This window comes from Janthinobacterium sp. GW821-FHT03C10 (assembly GCF_059420865.1).
Window position 1 is genome coordinate 246,728 of record NZ_JBWKUN010000003.1, and the last position, 16,371, is coordinate 263,098.

A 16,371-nucleotide genomic window follows, 5' to 3' on the forward strand; every position below is an offset into this window, starting at 1 on the left:
GTCCCTGCTGATGCGCGGGGCTCGTTATTGTAATTGGCGGCATGGCCGCCAATGCCTGCGATTTACGCCAGGGTGCCGAACCAGCCGCCATGCGGGGGCAGGCTGATCTGCTGGCCATCTTTACTGCCTGGCAAGCCGTGACCGGTCAGGCCGGCTGCTGGCGCCGCGTCAGGCCAGGCGAAGGTGACGGCTTGCGTGCCCAGGTTGAAGGCGGCCAGCACGGACGGCTGTCCCGGCAAGTCGCGGCGCAGGGCCAGCACGGGTTCCGGCGCATCGAAGAAGACGATGTCGCCGCGCAGCAATTGCGGCAAGGTGCGGCGCCAGGCGAGGATATTTTGCGCAAACTGCAATGGTGAAGCAGAATCGTTTTCTTCGACATCCACCGCGCGCGCCAGGTGTTCCGGCGGCACGGGCAGCCAAGGTTTGGCATTACTGAAGCCGCCATGCGGCGCATCGGCCACCCATGGCATCGGCGTGCGGCAGCCGTCGCGGCCCTTGAACTGGGGCCAGAACGGGATGCCGTACGGGTCTTGCAGCGCCTCGAAAGGAATGTCCGCTTCCGTCAGGGCCAGCTCGTCGCCCTGGTACAGGCACGGCGTGCCTTTCAAGGCCGCCTGCACGGCCAGCACCACCTTGGCCAGCGACGGCGACGGGTTCTGGCCGCCCCAGCGCGTCATCACGCGCACGCTGTCGTGGTTGCCCACGGACCAGGATGCCCAGCCGTCGGCCACTTGCGCCTCGAATTCTTCCACCTGCTTGCGGATATGCGCGGCGGAAAACTCGGCCGTCAGCAGGTTGAAACTGTAAGCCATGTGCAGCTTGTCGGCGCCCGTGTAGGCGGCCATCGTGGCCAGCGCATTGTCGTCACCCACTTCGCCGATGGAAATGGCCTGGTATTCATCGAGTACGGCGCGCACGCGCTGCAGGTAGGCGATGTTTTCCGGTTGCGTCTTGTCGTACATATGCGCCTGCATGCCGTACGGATTGATGGCCGACACGCTGCTCGCATCGCGCTGCGCGGCGGGCGGATTGTCGCGCAGCAACTGGTCGTGGTAGGGGAAATTGCAGGAATCGAAGCGGAAACCGTCGACGCCGCGCTCGAGCCAGAAACGCAGGTTGTCCAGCTGCGCCTGCTGCACGGCCGGGTTGTGGAAGTTCAGGTCGGGCTGGCTGACGAGAAAATCGTGCAGGTAGTACTGGCCGCGGCGCGGTTCCCATTGCCAGGCGGAACCGCCGAACACGGACAGCCAGTTGTTCGGCGGCGTGCCGTCCGGTTTCTGGTCGGCCCACACATACCAGTCGGCCTTGGGATTGTCGCGGCTGGAGCGGCTTTCCACGAACCACGGGTGGAGGTCGGACGAGTGCGACAGCACCTGGTCGATCATCACTTTCAAGCCCAGCTCATGGGCGCGCGCCACCAGGCGGTCGAAATCGGCCAGGGTGCCGAACATGGGGTCGACGTCGCAGAAGTCGGCCACGTCGTAGCCGAAGTCTTTCATCGGCGACGTGAAGAAGGGCGAAATCCACACGATGTCGGCGCCCAGGGCGGCGATGTAATCGAGCTTGGAGGTAATGCCGGGCAAATCGCCGATGCCGTCGCCATTGCTGTCGAGGAAGCTGCGTGGATAGACCTGGTAGATGACGGCGCTGCGCCACCAGTCGGCGGGCAGGTGGGCGAGATTGTTCTGGATGGTCGGCATGAATGATTTCTTAAAAGTTGTCTGTAGCCGTGGCTATCAGGGCACGCTGCTGGTTGGTAGGCGAACGTCTTATTTTAAAATTCAAAGCGCTTTGGGTATGAAATGAGTATAGTTCAAAGCGCTTTGAAAAGTAAAGCGATACACGCGCCAGACATACGATTTTTTTATGAGGGTGATTCAGGACAACAAGGCGGGAGAGCCGGGGTCAGACCCGCCGGGTCTGACCCCAGATTTCTGCTGCGGGTCAATGCAATATTTAGTTACCTAATTACAGGTCCCGCCGACTCGCCCGGCAACAGTTCGCACGGCCACAGTTCCTGCAGGTCGGTGACGGGCGTGCCGTCCATCAGGGCCAGCAGCATGTGGATCATCTTCGCGCCGGCGCCGCGCGGGTCGGGCTGGACGACGGTGGTGACGTTATGGCCGGCCAGGGAATCTTCCATCACGCCCCAGACGATCAGCGACATTTCGCTGCCGATGGCGATGCCCGCGTCGAGCAGGGCGCGCACGGCGCCCACGCCCGACATGTGGTTGTCGACGATGACGGCGGTGGGGCGGGGCGAGCGGGCCAGCAGGCGTTGCATGGCCTGGTAGCCGGCGCGGCGGTCGTGCGCGTTGTCGACTAGGTTGTCGGGATCGACGGCGAGGCCGCCCGCCTGCATGGCGTGCTGGAAACTCTCGACGCGCTGGCGCACGAAGTTCAGGTCCGGCGTGGCGCTGATCAGGCCGATGCGCTGGTGGCCCAGCTGCGCCAGGCGTTCGACGGCCAGGCGCATGCCCGCCTCGTTGTCGTAGTCGAACCACGCGTGCGGCTGGTTCAGCTGCGTGCGGCCATGCGCGACGAACGGCATGCCCTGCTGCGCCAGATAGGCGATGCGCTCGTCGAACGGTTTCGTGCGCCCGACGATCAAGCCATCGATGCGGCGGCCCTTGACCATGCGTTCATAGGTGTGGAATTCATTGGTGGCCGAGGCGGGCGCGATCATCATGTCCATCTGCTGCGCTTCCAGCGCTTCGGACATGCCGCCGACGATGTCGATGAACATGGGGTCGGCCAGGTCGTTCGGCATCAGCGGGTAGATGATGCCGACGATGTTCGTGCGTCCCACGGCCAGGCTGCGCGCCATGGGATTCGGGCGGTAGCCGGCCGCCTGCGCGGCAGCCAGCACCCGCTCGCGCGTGCGTTCGCTCACTTCCGGATAGCCATTCAAGGCGCGGCTGACGGTGGTTTCGGATATTCCTAGCGTTTTGGCGAGATTTTTGAGGTTCATGAATGCTGCAGTCGGGGTCTATCCAGGGTGAGTCGGGAGCGATGCGGTGCGATGACGGGTAGTTTATCTGATAAATGCCGGAATGATCAGGGGTATGGCCAGCGGCGGCAGTGCCCAAAAAAATACGCGGGCAAACCCAGGGGCGCCCGCGCTAAAAGAGGATACTGCTGAATCACTACATTGAAGCTGCCGGCCATCGCGTGCAGCGGCGAAATGGTGGGTCCGGGTAATGCGTACCCCTTTGATAGCGGGCGGTGTTGCTGCCACCGGCAAGCGTCCGGGGACGCCTGCCAACGTTCTAGATGCCGGCGATTACCACCAGCTTTCCACTTGGAAACCGACGGAGCTGCCGTTGGTCTTGCCACCAAACACGCCCGTCGACGACAGCGCCGATTCGGCCGCGGCGGCCGACTGGGCTGCCTTGTTCCATTTGGCGTAGGTGTAGAAGGCGCGCAGCACGGGGCGCGACCAGAAGCTGTTGCCGGCCGACAGTTGCGGCGCGAACGTCAGCTTGGTCAGGTTGCGGCTCTCGCCGCCTTCCGGCTTGACGATGTCGTGGCCCAGTTCCACGGCCAGGCTGTAGTTGTCCGTGAAGTGGTAGACGGGACGCGCGCCGATCGACGTCCACTTGCTGCTCACGCCCGCCGTTTCCTTGTCTTCGTAGACGAAGGTGCCCATGCCCGACCAGGCGCCTTTGGGCTGGATCATGATCTGTTCCGTCAGGCGCACGACCTTGTCATCCTTGCCGGCGCCCAGGCTGAAGCCGCCCGTGTTGGCGGCGCTGCCTTTGCCGTACTGCAGTGCCACCTTGTTGAAGCCGCCCAGCAGGTTGCCTTGCGTATGCATGACGGTCAGCAAGTGGCCGCTGGCGACGGGCGCCGCGCCTTGCGCATTGCGTTTCTGGTTGAACTGCAGGCCCAAGGTCAGTTCGCCGTCCGGGTTGACCTTGATGCCGGAGAAGCGCAAGTCGTGGGACAGGCCCATGCGATTGCTGTCCTTGTCGTCGGCCGTGCGCACGATGGCGTAGGCCAGCTTGGCGGCGCCCAGGTCGATGTTTTCCAGGCCGGCGCCAGGGCCGCTGTTATTCCAGAAGTAGTAATCGGTGATGTGCACGTCCTGGCGGTCGTAATAGCGCTTGCCGACCCAGGCGCGCGCTTCGGCGAAGGCGCCCGTGCCGATCTTGTCGGCGACGACGTTCATTTCGCGCCACGACGGGTCCGATTGTTCCCAGTCCTGGTTCTGGTTGACGGAGAACGCCACCAGGGTATTGATGCGGAACGTGGTGCCGTTGGCTGCCTTGAAGGCTTCGCCGCCGAATTTCAGCTCGCCGTAGGTTTCGCACTCATTGCCCAAGCGATACTTGGACGAGGCGCCGGCCAGGCCGAAACACGCTTCCTTGCCGCCTTCGCTGCTGGTGCCGAAGCCCGAACGGATGTAGCCGCCGAAATCGATCGGCAGGGCGGCCTGGGCGGCCGAAGCGCTCAAGGCCAACGCCACGGCGGCAGGCAAAGTTTTCAAGAAATGTTGGTTCATTGCGTCTCCAGTGTTTTTATAGGTGTGGGATCGGCGCGCATCAATTTGCGCAGCCAAAGCGCTTTAGTTATGTTTCAAAGCGCTTTGAGTATAGTTCAAAGCGCTTTGATCAGTAAACTAGTTTTAATCCTTGAAACTTTTGAGGTGTTGCGGAGAAACATCAGGGAGGGCGGCGGCACATGGGCGCCGCCGGGTACGGCAAGAGGGAATCAGGAGGGAGCGTCGCAGGCGGGCAGGGCGGTCGTGTCCGTTGCCGCAGGGGCCGGATGGCGCAAAAATGCCAGGATCAGCAGGGCCGACGCCGTCGTAATGCTGGCCAGCACATACAGCAAGTGGCGGAAGGCCGTACCATACGCTTGCGCCAGTTCGGCGGCGCCGGTTTGTGGCAGCAGGGTCGCTGCATGGCGCAGCTCGCCGAGGGCCAGGAAGGGGCCCGCGCGCGCCGCCTGCTCCGCGCCGATGCCGGCAATGCCGGCGCCGCCCAGCGCCGCGACAGTGAGCGTGCCCAGCAGCGCGCTGACGATGGCCAGCGCCAGGCCTTCGCCCGCCACTCGCGTCGTATTGAAGATGCCGGCCGCCATGCCGGCCCGTTCGACGGGCACGACGCTGATGGCCAGGCCATCCATCAAGCCCCACGGCAGGCTGATGCCGCAGCCGATCAGCAGCAGCGGCCCGATCACGGTAGCGGGCGCTTGCCCTGGCGCGCAGGTGGAGAGCCACAGCAAGCCGCCCGCCGCCAGCAGCAGGCCGCTGGCGCAAATGTGCGCGGCGGCAAGGCGCTGCGCCGCCATGCCGGCCAGGACCGGCAGCACCAGCATGGGCGCGGACAGGGCGATCATCATGCGTCCCGCTTCCAGCGCGCTGTAGCCTTCGATGCCGATGAAGCGGGCCGGCAGCAGCACCAGCAGCACGACGAAGGAAAACGCGGGCGCGGCCGCCAGCAATTGAACGCCTGCAAAGGCGGGCAGGCGGAACAGGGTCAAGTCCAGCATGGGCCGCGCGGCGCGCCGCTCCACGCGGATGAACGCGGCCAGCAGCAAGGCCGCGCCGCCGAACAGCCCCAGGCTGGCGGCGCTGCCCCAGCCGTTGTGCGGCGCCTGCAGCAAGCCATAGGTAAACAGGGACAGCGCACCCGTAAACGTCACGGCGCCGGGCCAGTCGACGCCTTGCGCCTGCGGATCGCGCGATTCGCGCATGGCGCGCGCGGCGGCCAGCAGGGCGGCCAGGCCGGCCACGGCCGTGGAGACAAAGATGGCGCGCCAGCCCGTATGCGTGATCAAGGTGCCGGCCAGGAAGGGGCCGAAGGCCAGGCCCACGCCGAAGGCCGTGCCGATCAGGCTGAAGGCGCGCGCGCGGGCCGTGCCGTCGAATTCCTGCGCCAGGGCCGCCAGTCCACTCGACAGGGCCATGGCGCAGCCCAGGCCCTGGACGGCGCGCAGCACGTCGAGCCACAGGATGGCGTGCGCGGCCGCCAAGGCCAGCGCGGCGGCGGAAAACACAGCCATGCCCAGCAAGAACACGCGCTTGCGGCCATAACGGTCGGCCAGCGCGCCGGCCACCATCAGACAGCCGCCAAAGCTGAGCATGAAGGCATTCGTGATCCAGGCCAGCGCCAGCGGCGAGCCGTGCAGGTCGGCGGCGATGGCGGGAATGGCGATGGCCGGCCCCGTGAAACTGAGCGGCATGCACAGCGCGGCCAGGCAGACGGCGGCCAGGACCAGCATACGCCGTAGAGTCGCTTGGTCCGGGGCATGCGCGGGAAGATTCGTATCCATGGGAATGATTCCAGAAAGAGGGAATCTGATGATAATATGGATGCAATCCATGAAAAAGTGGCTGAAAATCCACTCATAGCGGACAAATATTCCTTAATCGTGAAGACATGGATAATCTGAATGGCATTGCCGCCTTCGTGCGCGCGGCGGAAACGCGCAGTTATGTGGCGGCCGGGCGGCTGCTCGGCGTGTCGGCCTCGGCCGTGGGCAAGAGCGTGGCGCGGCTGGAAGAAAAGCTGGGCGTGCGCCTGCTCAACCGCAGCACGCGGCGCATCAGCCTGAGCAACGAGGGCGCGCTGTTTTACGAGCGCTGCCAGCGCATCCTGGCCGACCTGGGCGATGCCGAGGCGGAACTGTCGCACCTGGCCGAGGCGCCGCGCGGCAAGCTGCGCGTCAGCTTGCCCGTGATTGGCTACCGCATCATCCTGCCCCTGCTGGCGGATTTTACGCGCCAGTACCCGGAGATCGAGCTCGACCTCGATTTCAACGACCGCCTGGTCGACGTGGTGGCCGAGGGCGTCGACGTGGCCGTGCGCAGCGGAACGCTCACGGATTCGCGGCTGATGGCGCGCGAACTGGGGCCGTTTGCCTTTGCCATCGTCGGTTCTCCAGCGTATTTTGCCCGCCACGGCGTGCCGGCCACGCCGCGCGCGCTGGAAGAGCACGCCTGCGTGCGCTACAAGTTTCCCACCACGGGCAAGTTGCAGGAATGGGCGCTGCAGCGCGCCGAGGGCGACAGCGGCGGCGAGCTGCGCTTGCCGACCGCCTTGACCTGCAACAATATCGAAGCGCTGATCGGTGCCGCCACGCAGGGCGTGGGCCTCGCTTATTTACCGGACTTTATCGTGCGCGACGCCATCGCGCGCGGCGAACTGCAAGCCGTGCTGGCCGACTGCTTGCTGTACTCGAGCAAGTTCTGGGTGCTGTGGCCGTCAAGCCGCCACCTGTCGCCCAAGATTCGCGTCTTTGTTGACCATTTGTGTACCCACCTGCATTTTTCCTCGTCCCCTCCCGACCCTGCGTCCTTCCCTTGATACCGCTGGCTGCCGCGCTGGCGGCTGGTTGCGGAATATTCCTACCCCAAAGAGATTAATCCTAGTGCTGCTGGATTTATATTTGCTGCGCTGCATCAGTCTATGCCGCACAGCATCAGCTTATACCCTTCCTGAATACCGGTTATTCGTTATGGAAATTGCCATAAGGAATTTATTTATGTTAATTTCATATCTGTTTCTGCAACATTGCATCGCTTCGGCCGTTGCCGGGACATGTGCAGGATTAGGCGCCATAAGCGTGTAGTAACCAACAATTAAGGGATGGTAACCCCGTTCCGTTCAGGGAGTGTGCATGAAGACAGTGATGACGACGCCGCCGAATCCGGCGCCAGCCGCGACCGCGAAACCGGCACGCAAAACGGGTTTGCTGCTGGGTGGCGGCGCACCAAATTCCACCCTGATCGCCGGTGCCCTGGCCGCTTTCCTCGACGAGGGCATCGAGTTCGACGTCATTTCCGCCTCCGGCGCCGGTGTGCTGATGGGTTTGCTTTACACGACGCCGCATGAAGCCACGCCGCGCCAGGCCTTGCAAAGCTGGGCCGACACGGGCGTGGCCGACAGCATCTACAAGATGATCCCGATCAACTACAAGGTGTTCCAGAAGCCGGGCATGCACGCGAGCACCTTCCGCGACGCCTTCCAGCCGCCGGCCAACAATCCTTTTTTTCAGGCCTTCCAGCAAACGTTTGCGGGCATTCCCTCGGCCTGGTCGGACTGGGGCAAGCTGATGGTGTCATCGCTGTCGCCATCGGACCTGTCGGCGAAAAGCCTGGGGCTGTGCGCGCATTTGCCCTTCCTGGAAAAAGCCGTCGATTTCTCGGGCGTGGCGCGCATGCGTCCCGATTTCTACATCAATGCCTACAACCTCAGCGAGCACCGCATGCAAATCTGGGGCAAGCACGAGATTGAAGCCATCCACGTGCGCGCCGCGCTGTCGTTTCCTTTCCTGTATGCACCGACGACCATCGCCGGCGACGACTACATCGAGGGCGCGGCGCTCGACACGCTCAATTTCGACCCCTTTATCGAAGGCAAGGGCGAGCACCATGACGCCGATACCCTGGTCATTCTCGACATCCTCGGCGACGAGCGCTTGCTGCGCAAGCCGCGCAACCTGTACGACGCCTGGGTACGCTCCATCATCACGCCGCTGGTGAAGATTTCCAAGAGCGAACTGCGCCTGTTTGAACTCGAGCACAACACGGACAGAAGTACGGGCCAGCCCAAGCGGCGTCTGTTGAAACTCGACTTGATGGGCGGCATTCCGGAACAGCACTGGCCCGACACCCTGGACTGGTCCAGCTCGAACATGCAGCTGCTGTTCGACGTGGGCCACAAGGCGGGCCTGGCGTTTTGCCGCCAGCATGGCGACTTGCTGCGCCGCACGCCTGATGCTGCCCCGCTGGCGGCCTAAGCCCGCGCCGCCTGCAACCGGTCCCGGCCACCTGATCGGCAGCTACTCATCCCGCCTGGCCTTGCCAGGCCACCCTTTTTACTGTGAAACACCATGAATATCACCAAGCAATTAATCCTGACCCTCACCATCGCCTTGCTGGCCCTGCTATTGTTGGGCGCCGGCGGCGCCATCCAGCTGCAGCGCGCCCAGGAGCGTTTCGACACCGTGCAAAACCGCATCATTCCCAGCATCCAGGGCTTGAATGCGGCCAAGGGTTTCCTGGCCGATTCGCGCCTGGCCGGCTACCGCCTGTCCGTGTTCTCGAATCTGGCCGACAAGACGGCACTGGACAAGGCCGTGGCCGACGCCAACACGAATTTCGACAAGGTGATCGCCACCTACCGCGCCGAGCGCCTGTACGATGCGACGGACAGCAAGATGCTCGACGCCGACCAGGCCGCCATGGAAGCGTACCGCCGCGCGCTGGTGCCATTCTTTGCCGCCGCCTACGCGGGCGACATGGATGGCGTGCGCGCCACCTTGCTGGCCGGCACGCCGCTGGCCATCACGGCCGCCGCGGCGAAAAAGAGCATGGATGACCATATCGCCTACAACAACAAGCTGGTCGATGATGTAAAAGCGGAAAGCCTGGCCGCCTACGACACGGCGTTCAACACCATGCTGGCCGTGCTGGGCGTGGCCGTGCTGCTGACGGGCGCGCTGGCCTGGCATATCTACCGCACCATCAGCGGCGGCCTGGGCAATATCGAACATACGCTGGAGAGGGTCAGCGCCTCGCTGGACCTGTCCGCCGCCATGCCCGTCGAGCGCATGGATGAAGTAGGCCGCACGGCCACCGCCTTCAACAAGTTTCTGGAGCGTATAGTCGGCGTGATCGCCACCGTGCGCGCCTCGGCTGATACGGTCAGCGTGGCCGCCGCGCAGATTTCCGCCGGCAACGCGGACCTGTCCGTGCGCACGGAGCAGCAAGCGTCTTCCTTGGAAGAAACGGCCTCCAGCCTGGAAGAGCTGACCTCGGCCGTGCGCCAGAATACGGACAATGCGCGCCAGGCGAATACCCTGGCCGTGTCCGCCTCGGACGTGGCCCGCAAGGGCGGCGCCGTGGTGGCGCAAGTGGTTGGCACGATGGGCTCGATCAACGAATCGGCGAAGAAGATCGCCGACATTATCGGCGTGATCGACGGCATTGCCTTCCAAACCAACATTTTGGCGCTGAATGCAGCCGTGGAAGCGGCCCGCGCGGGCGAGCAGGGCCGCGGCTTCGCCGTGGTGGCAACGGAAGTGCGCAACCTGGCGCAGCGTTCGGCAGCGGCTGCGAAGGAAATCAAGGGCTTGATCGAGGATTCGGTGGATAAGGTCAACACGGGCAGCGCGCTGGTCGACCAGGCGGGCGCGACGATGGAAGAAATCGTCGCCAGCATCCGTCGCGTGACGGACATCATGGGCGACATCGCCAACGCCAGCCACGAGCAAAGCGCCGGCATCGAGCAAGTGAACCAGGCCATTTCGCAAATGGACCAGGTCACCCAGCAAAACGCGGCCCTGGTGGAAGAGGCCGCCGCAGCGGCATCCTCGCTGCAAGACCGCGCCGTGGAACTGGTCGACGTGGTGGCCGTATTCCGCCTGCGCGGCGATGCCAAGGAAAAATCATTGAAGGTGGCGGGCGGCTTGCCGGCCCCGGCTTCAGGTGCCGCCAGCCGGCGCCTGGCGCTGCCGGGCCGCAGCGCCCGCGCTTGATCGTTGTAACCGCCCCGGTACGCCGGGGTTTTTCTTTGGTGATGTCACTGTCTCGTGCGGGAGCGTGGATGTTCCGAGTCGCCCCATTGCAGACATACGAACGGGTGACAGAAGCCTTGACTTCACTCCCATTCACAAGCTTATCAAATGAAAGTGTCCGAAAATGCCGGGCTCGCTCAATAGTGAGGCGTCTCGCGGCCGGAGACGCCATGCGGTGTCTACATTGGCACAGTCTTTCAGAAGCGGTACAGACTGCCGGAGCCAACGCTGTCCACCGGCGTGCCGTCCGTGCAGCCGGCCATCGGCAAATCCTGCGCCCATCCTGCTGCCAAGGCATGCACGTCACGCAAGGGATCGGACGCCTTGGCCCGCTCATTGCGAATGCGGCAGGTTTCAGGATCAGTAGCAAACAGCCCGCGCGCGAAAACGCGACCCTGCTCGGCCAGCTTCGCGGTCTTCGGCCCGCGCAGCTCCGCGAAGCGCAGCAAGGCTTCATCGAGGCAGCCGTTCGTCCCAACCAGACACCGAGCCAGATGCCAGGCGTCTTCCAGCGCCTGACAGGCGCCCTGGCCAGATGTCGGCAACGGCGCGTGCGCCGCATCCCCCACGAGCAGCACATTCGCTCGGCTCCACGTGTGCAACGGCTCCAGGTCGTGCACGGCGATCAGTCGGACGGCATGCGCCGGTGTCGCCTGGATGATGCGGGTGACAGGCTCCGGCCATCCCGCGAACAGATCCTCAATCTCCTTACGCATATCCTCTGCGGGCGCCGCCCCCGGCAATGGCCGTGCCTGCGCAGCCGCCCAGTAGACCAAATCCGGCCGGACCGCCACGCAACCGAAGCGATCACCCGAGCCCCAATAATCCCGAATCGCGATATCGCCCACTAATGCACTCTCCCCCTGCGCCACACCCACCCAGTTCACGAAGCCCTGATAAACTGGCGTGTTGTCCCCCGCGACGAACCGGCGTGCCACCGAGTCCATGCGGCCATCGGCGCCGATAAGCAGATCTGGACGAATGCTTACCCCGTTTTCGAACCGCGCCACGGCTTTGCCGCTAGCATCGAGGTCGATCGCCACAGCCCGATGCCCGAATTCAACCGGGATCCCGGCCTGTGCCGCATGATCCAGCAGTACCGCCTGCAAGTCCCGGCGCAAAATCGTATGGGTCGGATGTCCCATAATCTGGTCTAGCAGCGCAATATCGATGCCCCCCAAAGAATTGCCCGCGGCATCTTGACGGTGCATGGCCACTGGCCGGCCTCCCACTGCAGCTATGTCTTGCAGCAGCCCTAGTTCCTCCAGCACAAAGCCGGCGTTGGGCCAGAGCGTAACGCCAGCCCCCATAGTCGCAGGCTCCGCCCGGCGCTCATATACCCGGGGACTGTACCCCTGCTTGCTCAAGGCAAGCGCCACGCTCAACCCTGCAATACCGCCGCCAAGTATTCCGATTTCCATGCTGAAGCTCTCCTATTCAATTCGTCCCGACGCGCCGCCGACGGCGATCCATCGGACGAGACGGCATCTTAAATTCCGCCACTGCGGAGTACTAGTATGTGAAAATGGGCGGCTTTCATACCTTAATCGGGATAATAATGCGCAATGCCCTCGACCTGAATACAGTCCGTGTCTACGTGGCGGTCGTCGATGAACAAAGCTTTGCCGGCGCGGCACGCCTGCTGACCCTGCCATCTTCCAACGTCAGCCGCCACGTCGCCTCGCTGGAACGCATGCTGGGCGTCCGCTTGCTGGAACGCAGCACGCGCCACCTGCGCATGACGGAAGCTGGCAGGCTACTCTACGAACGCGCAAAACCCTTGCTCGACGCCTTACTCTCCACCGAGGTAGAGCTTGGCGCAGTACAGGGTGAACTGCGTGGCCCCTTAAGGATGTGCATGCCAGGCGAAGCTCCAAGGCTGCTAGCTCCTATCCTGGCCGAATTCTGTAGCCTCCATCCCGGCGTCGAACTGGAATGCGATACGCGCCTGACCGGTCTGGAAGCTCTCCGAGAAGACATGGACCTGTCCATCGTCTTTCATCGTGGGCGCCAAGATGACAGTAACTTCATCACCCGCGAACTCGCTACGCTGCCCAGCATCGTGGTCGCGGCGCCCGCCCTGCTGGCCAAAACTGGAATGCCGCGCCAAGTGCGCGAACTTAGGTCCTTGCCTTGCATTACCACCTTGAGCGCGTTAAAGGGCCAGCCCTGGCAGTTTCTCGACGCCACAGGCGAAATCGTGAAGGTAGCTGTGCGTAGCCGCTATCGTGTTAACAGCGGAGAACTGGCATTGGCGGGCGCGCGACAAGGCATCGGCTTCGCGATAGTAGCGGCCTACCCATGCCAGGAAGATCTTGCAGCGGGCCGATTGCGGGAAGTGCCGCTGGACCTGTGCCCTGCGCCGCTGCAATTGCTTGGCGCGTACAGCCATCGGCATTCCGTGACTGCGCGGGTTCGGGCTTTGCTGGAATTCATACAGGTGCGGTTGGAAGGAGTCGGGAGCGGCTCAGGATGAAAATCGCATTGAGGAACGCGCCCGAATAGCCGAATGTCTGCTCCGCAACTGCGGACTCAATCGGTGTAAAAATACATGGCTCGTTGCTTGTCTTATCAAGCGCGCCCTTGCTTATTGGCGCATGCCTCAATCAAGCTAGACTCCAAAGAAGGCCGCCATTATGGCCCAGCTTATAACTAGAATTTAATTATATTTATTTGACAAAAAAACAGTGTATTCTGCAATCTCGGCAGGTATGTTTTTGTCGATACAATGGAAAAGCAGCGATGTGTTCCTGCTGGAAGAATCGTCCATTGTCGCAATTGTCATGGAGATTCTGCATGATTGAATGCCATGCAGCCGACCAATATCCGGGCACTGCGCGGCGCCGGATAGCTGCCCCAGTTACTTTCGTCAAAATGATAGGGAGATCCAGCAATTGAGGCAAATTGAAGAAACCATCCACATTGCAGTCCCGCCCACGGTTATCGACCAAATCTGGAGCGAGGTCGACCGATGGCACCTGTGGGATCCGGATACAAAGCAAGCCCGGCTCGATGGGCCGTTCGCAGTTGGCACACACGGCAGGATCGTTCCCAGCAAGGGGATGGGGATTCCGCTGCTGGTCACGGAGCGCTCCGCAGGCCGCTCGTTCACCGTCGAGGGCTACATCCCGCTGTTCCGCATCCACTTCGAGCACACGGTTACTGCCGCAGATGGCGGATCGGAAGTCGTTCACCGCGTGTGGTTCACTGGAGCGCTTGCCTTTCTGTTCGGCCCAGGCGTTGCCAGACAAGTTCGGGAAGGCCTTCCGAAAACGATGCGCTCGCTCAAGGCCTATGCCGAGAAGCGCAACGAAACGCTCCATGATGGCGAGGCGGGCAGGGCTAACGCGGCAACAGCCTGATAGATAGTTTCCCTTCGTCAATTGCTGGCAAAGCACCGCGTCAAATTAACGTGCCGTTCCCGTCATGATGGAATACAATTCTTGCGTGGCAGCCAGCTTGCCTGGCAAGGCCGGGCACGGCGTCACGTTTTGACCTCGGAAAGATGTTGGCTTATGACTCTGCAGTTCCCCCAGCGAACGGCGCCCTGCGCGCCATCCACGCTCCGCCTTTCACGCAAGCCCCTCGTTTCCCTGTTCGTCCTGACGTTTTCGGCTCTGCTGCTCACGGCGCCCGTCATGGCGGCCGCGCCTGCCAGCAGCAGCGTGATGCTGGAAGAGCTGACCAGCACGGAGCTGCGCAGCCGTATCGACCATGGCGCCACGACCGTGCTGGTGCCGATCGGCGGCGTCGAGCAGAGCGGGCCGTATATCGCGCTGGGCAAGCACAATGTGCGCGCCGGCTTGCTGGCGCGCCAGATTGCGCAAAAGCTGGGCAATACCATCGTCGCGCCCGTCGTTTCCTACGTGCCGGAAGGCGCGATTTCGCCGCCGGCCGGGCACATGCGCTTTGCCGGCACGATTTCGATACCGCCCGCCGCCTTCGAAGCCGTGCTGGAAGGGGCCGCCGCCAGCCTGCGCCAGCACGGTTTCCGCGACATCATCTTCCTCGGCGATCACGGTGGTTACCAGAAGAACGAGCAGAACGTGGCGAATAAACTCAACCGCGCCTGGGGCAAGACACCTGCGGGCAAGGAAGCGCGCGCCTACGCCTTGCTCGACTACTATGACATCACGCAATCGGCCTATATTGCCGAACTGCAGAAGCGCGGCCACAGCGGCGCCGAGATCGGCCTCCATGCGGGCTTGGCGGATGCGGCCTTGATGCTGGCGACGGAACCGTCGCTCGTGCGCAGCGAGGCCATGGCCCACGGACCCAAGCCCGGCGTGGCGGACGGCGTGCGCGGCGACGCCACGCGGGCAACAAAGGAGCTGGGTCAGATCGGTATCAAGCTGCAGGTGGACACCTCGGTGGCTGCCATCAAGCATTTGCTGCAACGAAATAAGTAAATCTATCTTCCGCTGGAGGTGCTGAACTTCCGGCTTTTGCAACGAAATGACGCGAAAACATATGAAAACATCTCAACGACGCACCATCGTCACCTTGTCTGCCCTGGCTGCCGCACTGGCCGGCCTGGGCGTGGCCAGCCAGGTCATCGGCGCCAGCACACCGGCCCCGGCCGCTGTCGCCGCGGCGCCGGCGGCAGTCTATTCTCCACTGCCGGGCATGCCGCCGCTGGCGGACCCGAAAAACGTGTACGGCAGCATCGGCAGCAGCAATATGAGCCCCGTCGTCAAGGATCACTTGCGCCGCGTCTATGTGCCGAACCTGCGCTCGAACGACGTCTACGTGATCGATCAGGACAGCCTGAAAGTGGTCGACAAGTTCAAGGTCGGCAGCGGCCCGCAGCACGTGGTGCCGTCGTGGGACTTGCGCACCCTGTGGGTGGCGAACAATGCCGAGCGCACGGACAAGGGCAGCCTGACGCCGGTCGACCCCTTGACGGGCAAACCGGGCAAGGAAGTGCCCGTCGACGATCCCTACAATATGTATTACACGCCGGACGGCAAGTCGGCCATCGTCGTGGCCGAAGCGCGCCACCGCCTCGATTTCCGCGATCCGAAGACCATGGCCGTGCAGTATTCGATCGACACGCCCCAGTGCGGCGGCATCAACCATGCGGATTTCTCGAATGACGGCCGCTACGCCATGTTCACCTGCGAGTTCGACGGCACCATCGCCAAGATCGACCTGGTGGGCCGCAAGGTCGACGGTTACCTGAAACTGCAGATGCCGGCCAAGCGCTTTGCCGAGTCCGGCCCCGTGGGCGGCCCGGCGAATGAAATCTGCAGCGTCAAGAAGGGCATGCCGCAAGACATACGCATCTCGCCGGACGGCAAGAAATTCTTTATCGCCGACATGGACGCGGACGGCGTGCACATCGTCGATGGCGCCACCCTGAAGGAAATCGGGTTCATCCAGACGGGCGTGGGCGCACACGGCCTGTATCCGAGCCGCGATGGCAAGAAATTGTACGTGGCCAACCGCGGCACGCACCGCATCCACGGCAAGCCGAAGGGCAAGGGCAGCGTCAGCGTGATCGATTTCGCCACGGAAAAAGTCGTGTCGAACTGGCCGATTCCCGGCGGCGGCAGCCCCGACATGGGCAATGTGAGCGCCGATGGCAAGTATCTGTGGCTGTCCGGCCGCTTCGACGATGTGGTCTACCGCATCGATACGAACAGCGGCGACGTGTCCAAAGTGAAAGTTGGCCAGGAACCGCACGGCCTGACCGTCTGGCCGCAGCCGGGCCGTTATTCGCTGGGGCATACAGGCAACCTGCGCTAGACATCCGCATGGCGCTCCCTGGAGCAAGTGGGCCGGATATGCAGCGATGATTGCCTAAAAGGCAATGTTGGTGCATACTGCATTTTCTATTTCACG

At 63.1% G+C, this 16,371-nt stretch carries 12 protein-coding genes; 7 read left to right on the plus strand and 5 right to left on the minus strand.

The window, feature by feature from the left end:
* Nucleotides 1–62: 62 nt before the first annotated feature.
* The 4 genes from AC07VH_RS12280 to AC07VH_RS12295 form a co-directional block, all read right to left on the minus strand.
* The gene (locus tag AC07VH_RS12280; protein ID WP_494788030.1) at nucleotides 63–1,700 is read right to left on the minus strand and encodes an alpha-amylase family glycosyl hydrolase; all 1,638 of its coding nucleotides are present in this window, start codon (nucleotides 1,698–1,700) and stop codon (nucleotides 63–65) included.
* A gap of 260 nt (nucleotides 1,701–1,960) precedes the next feature.
* Nucleotides 1,961–2,971, minus strand: a complete 1,011-nt coding sequence (locus AC07VH_RS12285; protein ID WP_034757092.1) for a substrate-binding domain-containing protein — start codon at nucleotides 2,969–2,971, stop codon at nucleotides 1,961–1,963.
* Between the two features lie 312 nt (nucleotides 2,972–3,283).
* Nucleotides 3,284–4,504 (minus strand): maltoporin, encoded by a 1,221-nt coding sequence (locus tag AC07VH_RS12290; RefSeq protein WP_489628050.1) that lies wholly within the window; start codon nucleotides 4,502–4,504, stop codon nucleotides 3,284–3,286.
* A 209-nt stretch (nucleotides 4,505–4,713) separates the two neighbouring features.
* Complete coding sequence (locus AC07VH_RS12295; protein ID WP_494788031.1) at nucleotides 4,714–6,279, minus strand: MFS transporter; 1,566 nt, start codon at nucleotides 6,277–6,279, stop codon at nucleotides 4,714–4,716.
* Between the two features lie 107 nt (nucleotides 6,280–6,386).
* Here AC07VH_RS12295 and AC07VH_RS12300 point away from each other — a divergent pair, with 107 nt between their 5' ends.
* From AC07VH_RS12300 to AC07VH_RS12310, 3 genes are all read left to right on the plus strand, one after another.
* On the plus strand, nucleotides 6,387–7,313 hold the full coding sequence (locus AC07VH_RS12300) for a LysR family transcriptional regulator (RefSeq protein WP_489628048.1): 927 nt from the start codon (nucleotides 6,387–6,389) through the stop codon (nucleotides 7,311–7,313).
* Between the two features lie 313 nt (nucleotides 7,314–7,626).
* Nucleotides 7,627–8,748, plus strand: a complete 1,122-nt coding sequence (locus AC07VH_RS12305; RefSeq protein ID WP_475416484.1) for a patatin-like phospholipase family protein — start codon at nucleotides 7,627–7,629, stop codon at nucleotides 8,746–8,748.
* 93 nt (nucleotides 8,749–8,841) lie between these two features.
* Nucleotides 8,842–10,488, plus strand: a complete 1,647-nt coding sequence (locus AC07VH_RS12310; RefSeq protein WP_475416483.1) for a methyl-accepting chemotaxis protein — start codon at nucleotides 8,842–8,844, stop codon at nucleotides 10,486–10,488.
* A 236-nt stretch (nucleotides 10,489–10,724) separates the two neighbouring features.
* On the opposite strand, the gene AC07VH_RS12315 is transcribed toward AC07VH_RS12310, so the two are convergent.
* Entirely contained in the window at nucleotides 10,725–11,948 is a 1,224-nt protein-coding gene (locus AC07VH_RS12315) for an FAD-dependent monooxygenase (RefSeq protein WP_494788032.1), read from the minus strand.
* 137 nt (nucleotides 11,949–12,085) lie between these two features.
* On the opposite strand from AC07VH_RS12315, the gene AC07VH_RS12320 reads away from it, so the two are divergent.
* From AC07VH_RS12320 to AC07VH_RS12335, 4 genes are all read left to right on the plus strand, one after another.
* Nucleotides 12,086–13,003 (plus strand): LysR family transcriptional regulator, encoded by a 918-nt coding sequence (locus AC07VH_RS12320; protein ID WP_494788033.1) that lies wholly within the window; start codon nucleotides 12,086–12,088, stop codon nucleotides 13,001–13,003.
* 418 nt (nucleotides 13,004–13,421) lie between these two features.
* On the plus strand, nucleotides 13,422–13,889 hold the full coding sequence (locus AC07VH_RS12325; protein ID WP_494788034.1) for an SRPBCC family protein: 468 nt from the start codon (nucleotides 13,422–13,424) through the stop codon (nucleotides 13,887–13,889).
* A 153-nt stretch (nucleotides 13,890–14,042) separates the two neighbouring features.
* Nucleotides 14,043–14,936: a creatininase family protein gene (locus tag AC07VH_RS12330; protein ID WP_494788035.1), complete on the plus strand. Its 894-nt coding sequence runs from the start codon at nucleotides 14,043–14,045 to the stop codon at nucleotides 14,934–14,936.
* Between the two features lie 61 nt (nucleotides 14,937–14,997).
* Nucleotides 14,998–16,275 carry a YncE family protein gene (locus AC07VH_RS12335; RefSeq protein ID WP_475416287.1) on the plus strand — a complete coding sequence of 426 codons (1,278 nt, stop codon included), beginning with the start codon at nucleotides 14,998–15,000 and terminating at the stop codon, nucleotides 16,273–16,275.
* Nucleotides 16,276–16,371: the final 96 nt, after the last annotated feature.